Annotated in this window: 8 protein-coding genes; 6 read left to right on the forward strand and 2 right to left on the reverse strand. The window is 72.3% G+C overall.

Annotated elements, in window-relative coordinates:
* The first annotated feature begins 199 nt into the window (after window positions 1–199).
* From ACIQ87_RS04340 to ACIQ87_RS04360, 5 genes are all read left to right on the forward strand, one after another.
* Window positions 200–3,958 (forward strand): multifunctional oxoglutarate decarboxylase/oxoglutarate dehydrogenase thiamine pyrophosphate-binding subunit/dihydrolipoyllysine-residue succinyltransferase subunit, encoded by a 3,759-nt coding sequence (locus tag ACIQ87_RS04340; protein WP_402401295.1) that lies wholly within the window; start codon window positions 200–202, stop codon window positions 3,956–3,958.
* Window positions 3,959–4,217: 259 nt separating this feature from the next.
* The gene (locus tag ACIQ87_RS04345) at window positions 4,218–6,191 is read left to right on the forward strand and encodes a serine/threonine-protein kinase (protein ID WP_402401298.1); all 1,974 of its coding nucleotides are present in this window, start codon (window positions 4,218–4,220) and stop codon (window positions 6,189–6,191) included.
* A gap of 60 nt (window positions 6,192–6,251) precedes the next feature.
* A complete protein-coding gene (locus ACIQ87_RS04350; RefSeq protein WP_049649445.1) occupies window positions 6,252–6,431 on the forward strand; it encodes a DUF6104 family protein in 180 nt (59 codons plus the stop codon).
* A gap of 222 nt (window positions 6,432–6,653) precedes the next feature.
* Entirely contained in the window at window positions 6,654–7,562 is a 909-nt protein-coding gene (locus tag ACIQ87_RS04355; protein WP_402401301.1) for a DUF4097 family beta strand repeat-containing protein, read from the forward strand.
* 1 nt (window position 7,563) lies between these two features.
* A complete protein-coding gene (locus ACIQ87_RS04360; RefSeq protein ID WP_402401304.1) occupies window positions 7,564–8,598 on the forward strand; it encodes a PadR family transcriptional regulator in 1,035 nt (344 codons plus the stop codon).
* 98 nt (window positions 8,599–8,696) lie between these two features.
* On the opposite strand, the gene ACIQ87_RS04365 is transcribed toward ACIQ87_RS04360, so the two are convergent.
* Together ACIQ87_RS04365 and ACIQ87_RS04370 are read right to left on the reverse strand one after the other, a co-directional pair.
* A complete protein-coding gene (locus ACIQ87_RS04365) occupies window positions 8,697–9,659 on the reverse strand; it encodes a zinc-binding dehydrogenase (protein ID WP_402401307.1) in 963 nt (320 codons plus the stop codon).
* A gap of 168 nt (window positions 9,660–9,827) precedes the next feature.
* Window positions 9,828–11,021 carry an NADP-dependent malic enzyme gene (locus ACIQ87_RS04370; RefSeq protein WP_402401310.1) on the reverse strand — a complete coding sequence of 398 codons (1,194 nt, stop codon included), beginning with the start codon at window positions 11,019–11,021 and terminating at the stop codon, window positions 9,828–9,830.
* Window positions 11,022–11,597: 576 nt separating this feature from the next.
* Here ACIQ87_RS04370 and ACIQ87_RS04375 point away from each other — a divergent pair.
* The gene (locus ACIQ87_RS04375; RefSeq protein ID WP_402401313.1) at window positions 11,598–12,524 is read left to right on the forward strand and encodes an ABC transporter substrate-binding protein; all 927 of its coding nucleotides are present in this window, start codon (window positions 11,598–11,600) and stop codon (window positions 12,522–12,524) included.
* The last annotated feature ends 14 nt before the right edge of the window (window positions 12,525–12,538 follow it).

Below are 12,538 nucleotides of genomic sequence, written 5' to 3' on the forward strand. Positions count from 1 at the left end.
GGTATAGGCCCTGTTCGGCGCCGATCGCTTCCCCTCAGATGCGGCTTCCTAACGCACTTTTTCAGCCAAAGTGCAGGTCAACACTGTGATCTGGGCGACGCCTGGGCCCCGGGGACTGCGCGATCACTGGTCAGGGGCGTAGCCTTAATCCCCGCTGTCCAAACATCCCAAAAGGAAGCGGAAGAGGGCGGTTGCCGCCGTGTCGCCACAGTCCCCTGAAACCCCCAACAGCTCGGCAAGTTCCACTGGCTTCGGCCCCAATGAGTGGCTCGTCGACGAGATCTACCAGCAGTACCTCCAGGACCCGAACTCGGTCGACCGAGCCTGGTGGGACTTTTTCGCCGACTACAAGCCCGGTACCGAGGTGACCCCAGTGACCCAGGCCGCGACCCAGGCCGGCCCCGCGCCGACCCCTGCCGCTGCCCCCGCGCCCGCCGCTGCTGCTCCGGCTGCGCCCGCCGCTGCTGCTGCTCCGGCCGCGCCCGCCGCCCCGGCTGCTCCGGCCGCCCCGGCTCCGCTCGCCGCCGCGCCCGCCGCGCCCCCGGCCCCCAAGGCCGCCGCCCCGGCGCCGGCCGCGCCCGCCGCCGCCACCACCGGGCCCGAGCTGATCCAGCTGCGCGGCCCGGCGAAGGCCGTCGCCACCAACATGGACGCCTCGCTGGAGGTGCCGACCGCGACCTCGGTCCGCGCCGTCCCGGCGAAGCTGTTGATCGACAACCGCATCGTCATCAACAACCACCTGCAGCGCGCCCGCGGCGGCAAGGTCTCCTTCACCCACCTGATCGGCTACGCCCTGGTCCAGGCCATCAAGGCCGCCCCGGGCATGAACCACAGCTACAAGGTGGAGGACGGCAAGGCCTTCCTGGTCAAGCCGGAGCACGTCAACCTCGGCCTGGCCATCGACCTGGTCAAGCCGAACGGCGACCGCCAGCTGGTCGTCGCGGCCATCAAGAAGGCCGAGACGCTCGACTTCTTCGGCTTCTGGCAGGCCTACGAGGACATCGTCCGCCGGGCCCGCGCCAACAAGCTGACCATGGACGACTTCACCGGCGTCACGGTCTCGCTGACCAACCCCGGCGGCATCGGCACCGTGCACTCCGTGCCGCGCCTGATGCAGAACCAGGGCACCATCGTCGGCGTCGGCGCCATGGAGTACCCGGCCGAGTTCCAGGGCTCCGCCCCGGAGACCCTGGCCCGCCTGGGCGTCTCCAAGATCATGACGCTGACCTCGACCTACGACCACCGCGTCATCCAGGGCGCGGCGTCCGGCGAGTTCCTGCGCGAGATCCACCGCCTGCTGCTCGGCGAGAACGGCTTCTACGACGAGATCTTCGAGTCGCTGCGGATCCCGTACGAGCCGGTCCGCTGGGCCACCGACGTCGCCACCACCCACGACGACGAGGTCAACAAGACCGCCCGCGTCATGGAGCTGATCCACTCCTACCGGGTCCGCGGCCACCTGATGGCCGACACCGACCCGCTGGAGTACAAGCAGCGCAAGCACCCCGACCTGGACGTCACCACCCACGGCCTCACCCTGTGGGACCTGGAGCGCGAGTTCGCGGTCGGCGGCTTCGGCGGCCAGAAGATGATGAAGCTCCGCGACATCCTCGGCCTGCTGCGCAACACGTACTGCCGCACCGTCGGCGTCGAGTACATGCACATCCAGGACCCGAAGCAGCGCCAGTGGCTGCAGGAGCGCCTGGAGAAGCCGTACACCAAGCCGGAGCGCGAGGAGCAGCTGCGGATCCTCCGCCGCCTGAACTCGGCCGAGGCCTTCGAGACCTTCCTGCAGACCAAGTACGTCGGGCAGAAGCGCTTCTCGCTGGAGGGCGGCGAGTCGCTCATCCCGCTGCTGGACGCCACCATCGACGCCGCCGCCGAGCACCGCCTCGACGAGGCCGTCATCGGCATGGCCCACCGCGGCCGCCTGAACGTGCTGGCCAACATCGTCGGCAAGCCGTACGGCAAGATCTTCGGCGAGTTCGAGGGCAACCTCGACCCGAAGTCGATGCACGGCTCCGGCGACGTCAAGTACCACCTCGGCTCCGAGGGCACCTTCACCGGCCTGGACGGCGAGACCATCAAGGTCTCGCTCGCCGCGAACCCCTCCCACCTGGAGGCCGTGGACCCGGTCGTCGAGGGCATCGCCCGCGCCAAGCAGGACATCCTGGACCAGGGCGGCACCACCTTCCCGGTGCTGCCGATCCAGATCCACGGTGACGCGGCCTTCGCCGGCCAGGGCGTCGTCGCGGAGACCCTGAACATGTCGCAGCTGCGCGGCTACCGCACCGGCGGCACCGTGCACATGGTGGTCAACAACCAGGTCGGCTTCACCGCCGCCCCGGCCAGCAGCCGCTCCTCGATGTACTCCACCGACGTGGCGCGCATGATCGAGGCGCCGATCTTCCACGTGAACGGCGACGACCCGGAGGCCGTGGTCCGCGTCGCGCGACTCGCCTTCGAGTTCCGTCAGGCGTTCCACAAGGACGTCGTGATCGACCTCATCTGCTACCGCCGCCGCGGTCACAACGAGGCCGACAACCCGTCGTTCACCCAGCCGCTGATGTACGACCTGATCGACAAGAAGCGCTCGGTGCGCAAGCTGTACACCGAGGGCCTGATCGGTCGCGGCGACATCACCATGGAAGAGGCGGAGCAGGCGCTCCAGGACTTCCAGGGCCAGCTGGAGAAGGTCTTCGCCGAGGTCCGCGACGCGGCCCAGGCGCCGGCCGCCACCACCGCCGGCAAGCCGGTCGCCGACTTCCCGGTCTCCATCCAGACCGGCATCTCCCAGGAGATGGTCAAGCGGATCGCCGCCTCGCAGGTCAACCTGCCGGACTGGCTGACCGTCCACCCGCGCCTGATGCCGCAGCTGCAGCGCCGCGCCGCCTCGGTCGAGGACAACACCATCGACTGGGCGATGGGCGAGACCCTCGCCATCGGCTCGCTGCTGATGGAGGGCCACCCGGTCCGCCTGGCCGGCCAGGACAGCCGCCGCGGCACCTTCGGCCAGCGGCACGCCGTCCTGATCGACCGCAAGACCGGCGAGGACTACACCCCGCTGCAGTACCTCACCGAGGACCAGGCCCGCTACACCGTCTACGACAGCCTGCTGTCGGAGTACGCGGCCATGGGCTTCGAGTACGGCTACTCGCTGACCCGCCCGAACGCGCTGGTCATGTGGGAGGCGCAGTTCGGCGACTTCGTCAACGGCGCGCAGACCGTGGTGGACGAGTACATCGCCTCCGCCGAGCAGAAGTGGGGCCAGCACTCCGGCGTCACCCTGCTGCTGCCGCACGGCTACGAGGGCCAGGGCCCGGACCACTCGTCCGCCCGCCCGGAGCGCTTCCTCCAGCTGTGCGCGCAGAACAACATGACGGTCGCCATGCCGACCCTGCCGTCGAACTACTTCCACCTGCTGCGCTGGCAGGCGCACAACCCGCACCACAAGCCGCTGGTCGTCTTCACCCCGAAGTCGATGCTGCGTCTGAAGGCCGCGGCGAGTGCGACCGAGGAGTTCCTGTCCGGCTCGTTCCGCCCGGTCATCGGCGACACCAAGGTCGACCCGGCGCAGGTCCGCAAGGTGGTCATCACCGCCGGCAAGTTCTACTACGACCTGGACGCGGCCCGCACCGAGCGCGGCGTCACCGACACCGCGATCGTCCGGGTCGAGCGGCTCTACCCGCTGCCGGTGGCCGAGCTCCAGGAGGAGCTGGCCCGCTACGGCGACGACGTCCAGTTCGTCTGGGCGCAGGAGGAGCCGGCCAACCAGGGCGCCTGGCCGTTCATCGCGATGAACCTGGTCGACCACCTGCAGGTCGTCATCGGCCGCAGCGGCGGCGACGCCCGTCTGCGCCGCGTCGCCCGCACCGCGGCCTCGTCCCCGGCGGTCGGCTCGGCCAAGCGGCACGCCGCCGAGCAGCAGGCCCTGGTCGAGGAGGTCTTCGCGCTCTGACGCGCTGAAGCCCGCACTCTCCACGCCCGCGGCCCCGTCCTCCCACCGGAGGGCGGGGCCGCGGGCGTTCCCGCGTACCCGTCAGGGGTCCGTGCGCGCCGACCTTTTGGTCCCAGCTCTGCAACCAAAGCGGAACCGCGGTGCGCGCGCTCCTGACGGGTCGGTAGGTTATGCCTCGCCGTCCGGCGGCCCGGTGCCCGTCCGCGCGCCCGACCGCCACGGCCGTACCGCCTCACCGCTCTCCCAGGGGGACCACCACATGACCGCCGACACGCCTCGGGACGCCGGAAAGCTCCCACCGGTCTTCCAGCCGCTCCTCCCGGACGACCCGCGGGAGGTCGGCGGCTACCGGCTGTTCGCCCGGCTGGGCGCCGGCGGCATGGGCCGGGTCTACCTGTCGTACACCCCGGGCGGGCGCCCGGTCGCGCTCAAGGTGGTGCGCCCGGAGTTCGCCGAGGACGGCGAGTTCCGCCGCCGCTTCGCCCAGGAGGTCAGCAACGCCCAGCGCATCCACGGGCTCTACACCGCGCAGGTGATCGACTCCGGCGGCCTGGACGGCGACGCCCCCTGGCTGGTCACCGCGTACGTCCCCGGTCCGTCCCTCCAGCAGGTGGTGCGCGAGAACGGCGCGCTCCCGGTGCGCACCGTGCTGCTGCTGATGGGCGGCATCGCCGAGGCCCTCCAGGCGATCCACAGCGTCGAGGTGGTCCACCGCGACCTCAAGCCCGCCAACGTGCTGGTCGCCGGGGACGGCCCCCGGGTGATCGACTTCGGCATCGCCCGGGCCGCCGACGCCACCGCGCTGACCGGCACCGGCTACCGGATCGGCTCCCCCGCCTTCATGTCCCCCGAGCAGGCCCAGGGCCGCCCGGTCACCCCGGCCACCGACGTCTTCGCGCTCGGCGCCCTGGCCGCGTACGTGGCCGGCGGCACCGCGCCGTTCGGCGACGGCCCGGACACCGCGGTGCTCTACCGGGTGGTGCACGAGGACGCGGACCTCACCGCCGTCCCGGCGGACCTGCGCGAGCTGATCCAGCGCTGCCTGGCGAAGTCCCCGGAGGACCGCCCCGCGCCCGCCGAGATCATCCAGGTCGCCCGCAACCACCCGGAGGTCGGCGGCCAGCTGCGGTTCGGCGACGACTGGCTGCCGCGCGAGGTCAACACCGAGATCACCCGCCGCTCGGACCTCCCGCAGCAACAGTTCCTTCTGGCACCCCCGACCCCGCCGCCGGCCGCGCCCGCCACCCCGCCGACCGCGCCGCCCGCGATGCCGGCCACTCCCCCGCCGCCGCCCGGCGCGCCGACCCACCCGGCCACCGCGGTGCACCCGCCGCAGCAGCCGCCGACGCCCCCGCACGGCTTCACGCCGCCGCCGGTCGGCTCGTACGGCGCCCCGCAGCCGCCCACCGAGTCGCCGACCGCGCCGGTGCTGCCCACCCCGCCGACCGTCCGGCTCCAGTCGGAGCCGCCGTCCTACGACACCCCGCCGCCCGGGCCGGCGCTCACCGCCGACCCGGCGCCCGCCGCGGCCCCGGAGCCCGGGCCCGGGCGCAAGGGCGGGGTGTCCTGGAAGGTGCTGCTCACCGTCGCCCTGGTGATGGCGGTCGGCGGCACCGCGGGCGGCGTGGTGCTGATGAAGAAGCTGGACGACGGCAAGGCGTCGGACGCCAGGCCGGCCCCGGCGGTCACCGTCACCCAGGGCCCGGATCCGACCAAGCCGGCCTCCTCCCCCAGCGCCTCCGCCTCCACCGACCCGGTGACGGCCTCGACCCCGAAGCCCGGCCAGAGCACCGTCTCGGCCCCGGCCCGGCCCACCGGCTACTCCCCGATGCTGGACAAGAAGTCGCTGGCGATCCCCAGCGCCGACTACTCCTCCGACGCCTACCGGATCGACCTGGACTCGGGCACCGTGGTGCCCCGCTCCACCGACCTCAAGTGGGGCTTCGGCGTCACCAACAACAGCAGCGGCAGCAAGGCCAACGCCTTCGCCAGCTACGGCGACAACAAGTCGGACTTCGCGGTGATCACCGAGCCGTCCGTCACCGCCGAGCAGTGCGCCGCCGCGATCGACTCCCGGCCGGACACCGACCTCTCGTACAACCGGGTCGCGCCCGGCCGGCTGCTCTGCGTCCGGGACCGGGTCACCCGCAACATCGCCATCGTGGCGATCGAGCAGGCGGACCCGACCTCCGGGGCCGCCAAGGTCACCGTCAGCACCTGGCGGGCGAGCTGACCCGACCAGGTCGCACGCCCTATCCTGACCAGGTCAATCCCCACCGGACCGGAGCGAACCGTGTACTTCACCGACCGAGGCATCGAGGAGCTGGAGAACCGGCGCGGCGAGGAGGAGGTCACCCTCGGGTGGCTGGCCGAGCAGCTGCGCACGTTCGTCGACCTCAACCCGGACTTCGAGGTCCCGGTCGAGCGGCTGGCCACCTGGCTGGCGCGGCTCGACGACGAGGACGACGAGTGACCCGGTGACGGCCGTCGTGAGGCCCGGGAGGCAGCCGCCTCCCGGGCCTCACGCGTGTTCGGGCACGGAGCTCCGCCGTCCCCGTAGGGGAAGCCTCGGGGACGGATCGGGGACGGATCGGGGTCGGGACGGGGGCCGGAGCGCTTGACTCTGCCAGCACGCGATATATCGTCTTTAAAAGAGAACGCGATACATCGCGATCGCCAACGGGAGGCGGCAGAGATGAGCCAGTGGACGGTCGAGGGCACCGAGAGGATCACCTTCGACGAGTCGGTGCGCGCGCTGCACGTGCGGACCATCGAGGGCACGGTGAACGTGGTGGCGGCCGACGGCCCGGCCCGTCTCGAGGTCACCGAGCTGGTCGGCGACCCGCTGCACGTGACCCTGGTGGACGGCGTCCTGACCGTCACGTACAAGGACATCAACAGCTGGGGCGAGTTCGGCGACTGGGTCAAGTCCGTCGGCTCGGTGCGGAACTTCTTCGGTTCCTTCAAGCGCAAGCGGATCGCCGGCGTCACCGTGACCGTCCCCGCCGGGGTCGAGGTCAAGGTCGGCACCGTGTCCGCCCACGCCACCGTCAGCGGCATCGACGGGCGGGTCTCGGTGCAGAGCGCCAACGGCGACACCACCCTCGCCGGGGTGACCGGCCGGATCGACGCGAGCACCGTCACCGGCGACGTCGACGCCCAGGCGGTCGGCGGCCAGCTCAAGGTCAACACCGTCTCCGGGCAGCTCACCGTGATCGCCGGCACCGCCGACCGGATCCAGGCCAACACCGTCACCGGCGCCGTCACCCTGGACCTCGACGTGGCCGGTGAGACCGACGTCAAGGTCAACACCGTCAGCGGCGAGGTCGTGGTCCGGATCCCCTCCGCGGCCGACGCCACCGTCGAGGCCGGCTCCACCAGCGGCGACGTCTCCAGCACCTTCGAACAGCTCCAGATGAGCAGCACCTGGGGCGCCAAGAAGATCTCCGGCCGACTCGGCGAGGGCCGCGGCAACCTCAACGTCACCACCGTCTCCGGCGCGGTCACCGTGCTGCGCCGCCCCGACTCCGAGGAGGAGGGCCCGGTGGTGGTCAAGGAACTCCCGGCCGGCCCCGGCACTCCGAACCTCACCAAGGAGGCCTGAGATGACCCCTGTGTTCGGCCACGGCCGGCTCCGCCTGTACCTGCTGAAGCTGCTGGACGAGGCCCCGCGACACGGCTACGAGGTGATCCGGCTGCTGGAGGAGCGCTTCCAGGGCCTGTACGCCCCCTCGGCCGGGACGGTCTACCCGCGGCTGGCCAAGCTGGAGCAGGAGGGCCTGGTCACCCACAGCACCGAGGGCGGCCGCAAGGTCTACCGGCTGACCGACGCCGGACGTACCGAACTCGAAGCCCGGCAGGGCGAGTTGGACGAGCTGGAGCTGGAGATCCACGACTCCGTGGCGCAGCTCGCCGGGGCGATCCGCGAGGACGTCCGGGACAGCGCCAAGGACCTGCGCGAGGAGCTGTGGAACGCCGCCAGGCAGGCGCCCCGGCCGGAGCGCGCCGCGAGCGGCGACCCGTGGGCCGGGCCCTGGGGCGACAACGAGTCCTGGCAGCGCGCCAAGGAGGAGTTCGCCCAGTTCAAGCAGCAGGCCAAGGAGCAGGCCAAGCGCGCCCGGGAGCAGGAGCAGGCCGCCAAGGCCAAGGCGAAGGCCGCCGAGGCGGAGGCCCGCCGGCTGCGCGAGCAGGCCAAGGCCTCGCGCACCGCCGCCCAGCAGGAGGCGCTGCGGATCAAGCGCCGGGTCGAGCAGCAGGTGCGCGAGCACGCCGCGAAGGGCGACTGGCCGACCGGGCTGGCCGAGGGCCTGTCCGAGCTGACCAAGGGCCTGGCCGGGCTGGCCGACGCGGCCCGCTGGGGCCACGGCCCGGAGGAGCCGGCCGCGGAGCCCGGCGAGAAGGTCACCGTGACCAGGATCGACCTGGACAAGGACGAGAACGAGCCCCCGGCCGACCTTCCGTCGTGGGCCCGCACCGACCCGGCCGGGGACCCGGCCCGCGAGCTGGAGCGGCTGCTCGACCGCTTCCGCGACCAGGTGCGGGACGCGGCCAGGGACGGCGGGGTGGGCGCGGACAAGCTTGCCGAGGCCCGTACGGTGCTGGGCACCGCGGGCGAGCGGCTGAAGCGACTGCTCGGCTGACGCCGACGGTCCGGAACGGCGGCCCGGTGCCCCCTTCGGGAGGTGCCGGGCCGCCACATGTGCCGGGGCGCTCAGGGCGCCGTCGGACGCGCCCCGGGTCAGGGGTTGAGGACGACCTTCCCGAAGACGTCGCCCTTGGCGAGCCGGGCGAAGCCGTCCCTGGCCTCGGCCAGCGGCAGCACCGAGTCGATCACCGGCCGGACACCGGTGTTGGCGCAGAAGGCGAGCAGCCCGGCCAGCTCCTCCTTGGTGCCCATGGTCGAGCCGACCACCTTGAGCTCCAGGAAGAAGATCCGGTTCAGCTCGGCGGAGCTCGGGCTGGGGCCGGAGGTGGCCCCGGAGATGACGATGGTGCCGCCCGGGCGCAGCGACTTCACCGAGTGCGACCAGGTCGCGGCGCCGACCGTCTCCATGACCGCGTCCACCCGCTCGGGCAGCCGGGCGCCGCTCTCGAAGGCCGCGTCGGCGCCGAGCTCCACCGCCCGGGCGCGCTTGGCCTCGTCCCGTCCGGTGACCCAGACCCGCAGGCCGGCCGCCTTGCCGAGGACGACCAGCGCGGTCGCCACCCCGCCGCCCGCGCCCTGCACCAGGACGGTGTCCCCGGGCTTGACCCCGGCGTTGGTGAACAGCATCCGGTACGCCGTCAGCCAGGCGGTGGGCAGGCAGGCGGCCTGCTCGAAGCTCAGCTCGGCGGGCTTGGGCAGCAGGTTCCAGGTGGGTACGGCCACCCGCTGGGCGAAGGTGCCCTGGTAGCGCTCCGTCAGGATGGACCGCGGCTCGTCCGGGCCGACCCCGTGGCCGCTCTGGCCGATCACCGAGTGCACGACCACCTCGTTGCCGTGCTCGTCGACGCCGGCGGCGTCACAGCCGAGGATCATCGGCAGCTTCTCGGCGGGCAGGCCGACCCCGCGCAGCGACCAGAGGTCGTGGTGGTTGAGGCTGGCGGCCCGGACCGTGACCACGCTCCACCCGGGACGGGCCTGCGGCTCGGGGAGGTCGCCCAGCTCCAGCCCGCTCAGCGGGTCGGCGGCGTCGATACGTGCGGCGTAGGCAGCGAACATGCCCCGGACGATAGCCCCGACGGCCGGGGCCGGGAACCACGCGAACGTGTGACGCGTGTCCCGGCTCTGACTCCCCCGCTCGCCTCCGGGCGCTCTGACCCACTGTCGACGCTCGGGGGGTGCGGGGGGAGCGGCCGCGGTGGCCGGCGCGCTCCCCCCGGCGCATCGTCAGATCCGCGCCACGCCCTCCGCCCGGGCGGCCTCGGCGACGGCCTTGGTGACCGCCGGCGCGACCCGCTCGTCGAACGGGGAGGGGATGACCTTCTGCGGCGTCAGCTCGTCGGCCACGACGCCGGCCAGCGCCTTGGCGGCGGCCAGCTTCATGCCCTCGGTGATCCGGGAGGCGCGGACCTGGAGGGCGCCCGCGAAGATGCCCGGGAAGGCCAGCACGTTGTTGATCTGGTTCGGGAAGTCGCTGCGGCCGGTGGCGACCACCGCGGCGTACTTGTGCGCGACCTCGGGGTGGATCTCCGGGGTGGGGTTGGCCATCGCGAAGACGAACGCGCCCTCGGCCATGGTCGCGACGACCTCCTCCGGCACGGTGCCGCCGGAGACGCCGATGAACACGTCGGCGCCGGCCATCGCGTCGGCCAGCGAGCCCTTGAGGCCGGTGCGGTTGGTCTGCGCGGCGATCTCGGCCTTGACGTCGGTGAGGTCGCCGCGGCCCTCGTACACCACGCCCTTGCGGTCGCAGACGGCCACGTCGCCGATGCCGGCCGCGACCAGCATCTTGGCGATGGCGATGCCGGCCGCGCCGGCGCCGGAGATGACGGCCCGCAGCGAGCCGATCTCACGGCCGGTCACCTTGGCGGCGTTCCACAGGGCGGCGGTGGAGACGATCGCGGTGCCGTGCTGGTCGTCGTGGAAGACCGGGATGTCCAGGGCCTCCTGGAGCCGGCGCTCGATCTCGAAGCAGCGGGGCGCGGAGATGTCCTCCAGGTTGACGCCGCCGAAGGAGGGCGCCAGCCGGACCACGGTCTCGACGATCTCGTCGACCTCGGTGCACGCGAGCGCGATCGGCACCGCGTCCACGCCGCCGAACTGCTTGAACAGGATGGCCTTGCCCTCCATCACGGGCAGCGAGGCCTGCGGGCCGATGTCGCCGAGGCCCAGCACCGCGGTGCCGTCGGTGACCACCGCGACGGTGTTGGACTTCCAGGTGTAGTCGTTGACCAGTTCCGGCTGCTCGGCGATGGCCGTGCAGACCCGGGCGACACCGGGGGTGTAGGCGAGGGACAGGTCGTCCGCGTCGCGCACCGGGACGGTCGCCCGGATCTCCATCTTGCCGCCGCGGTGGAGCGCGAAAACCGCGTCGACCGGATCGTCGGTGTCCTGGGTGCTGCTGATGATCTCCGCTGCCACGATGACCTCTTCGTCATTGATCTGGCGAGGACGCGCGGCCGACGGGAGGACGACCCGGCCGGAAACCGGAAACCGGGTACGCCGAAGCGGACCCGGGGCCAGGGTCGGGGCGCTGCCGTCGGGCGGCGCCCTCGGATGAGGGTTTTATGGGTCTTCTGTTGTCCGCGTTGTGCTTACGGGCCGAGCGTAGGTCGGACGACGGCATCGCACCTATGCCTTTTCGTCCTCGTCACGTACGGTTCATCGCCGAGCCGTCGCGTCACGGGAACCCGGCGTCGCAGCGCAGGGCACCGGCGGCGGCAGCGGCATGAGCGCACCCGCAGGAGTGAACGCAGGTCCGAAGGGAGTCGGCGCCCCGGATACGGAGCCGCGTGAGGACTTCCGTTCCCGAGCACCGCGAGCCTGTCGGGACTCGTCGGTCTCTGGTTCGAGCGTTCGGGGGTCACCCGGTACCGAATTCTGACACACCCGCTGCCGGGCCCGGCAGGCCGGGATGGCAGGATCGCTTGTCCGCCATTTCGCGTACACCCGCGCGACACCGTGGCGGCGCACGTCCCTCCCACAGGAGCCGCCCTCATGCGTCACGCCCGCCTCGCCCGCCGTCCGATCCCGGCCACCGCCGCCCTGGCGACCGCCGGAGCCCTGCTGCTGACCGGCTGCGGCGGCGGGCAGGCCGCCGCGGAGGACCCGGTCAAGGACCTGCGCGGCAAGCTGCCGAAGGCCCTGCGGTCGGCCGGGGTGCTGCGGGTGGGCATGGACCTCAACTACGCCCCGGTGGAGTTCCGCGGCCCGGACGGCACCCCGACCGGCCTCGACCCGGAACTCGCCGCCGCTCTGGGCCGGATCCTCGACGTGCGGGTCGAGTTCGTCGACACCCCCTTCGACAAGCTGGTGCCGAACCTCCAGGCCAAGCAGTACGACATGGCGATGTCGGCGCTCAGCGACACCCGCAAGCGCCGTGACGCCCTGGACGAGAACGGCAAGCAGGCCGGCCCCGGCGTGGACTTCGTGGACTACTTCATCGCCGGCACCTCGATCGTCGTCCCGAAGGGCAACCCCAAGGCGATCAAGAGCCTGGACGACCTGTGCGGCAAGACCGTCGCGCTCCAGCAGGGCACCACCCAGGACGAGGTCGTCACCCGCCAGGTGTCCGTCTGCGCCCGGGCCGGCCGTCCCGCGCTGGTCCCCCACAAGCTGGACACCGACACCAAGGCGCTGGCCGAGGTCGCCTCCGGCGCGGCCGCGGCCGGCCTGAACGACTACCCGGTGGCCGCCTACGCGGCGAAGACCACCGACGGCGGCGCCCGCTTCGAGGTGACCGGCGGGCAGTCCACCTCCAACCCGTACGGGATCGCGCTGCGCAAGGACGACGGGCAGCTGCGCGACGTGCTGGCCAAGACGATCGACCAGCTGATCCGCAGCGGCGAGTACGACAAGATCCTGGCCAAGTGGAACGTGAGCGCCGGCGCGGCGCAGAACGCGGTGGTCAACGGGGGCATCTGACCGGCGGGCGGCGG

It is taken from the genome of Kitasatospora sp. NPDC096204 (assembly GCF_044763205.1).
Lineage (GTDB): Bacteria > Actinomycetota > Actinomycetes > Streptomycetales > Streptomycetaceae > Kitasatospora.

Bases quoted from the DNA above. Each gene is read 5' to 3' on its own strand.
- ACIQ87_RS04345 (WP_402401298.1), top strand. From the start codon at position 4,218: ATGACCGCCGACACGCCTCGGGACGCCGGAAAGCTCCCACCGGTCTTC.
- ACIQ87_RS04355 (WP_402401301.1), top strand. From the start codon at position 6,654: ATGAGCCAGTGGACGGTCGAGGGCACCGAGAGGATCACCTTCGACGAG.
- ACIQ87_RS04360 (WP_402401304.1), top strand. From the start codon at position 7,564: ATGACCCCTGTGTTCGGCCACGGCCGGCTCCGCCTGTACCTGCTGAAG.
- ACIQ87_RS04365 (WP_402401307.1), bottom strand. From the start codon at position 9,659: ATGTTCGCTGCCTACGCCGCACGTATCGACGCCGCCGACCCGCTGAGC.
- ACIQ87_RS04375 (WP_402401313.1), top strand. From the start codon at position 11,598: ATGCGTCACGCCCGCCTCGCCCGCCGTCCGATCCCGGCCACCGCCGCC.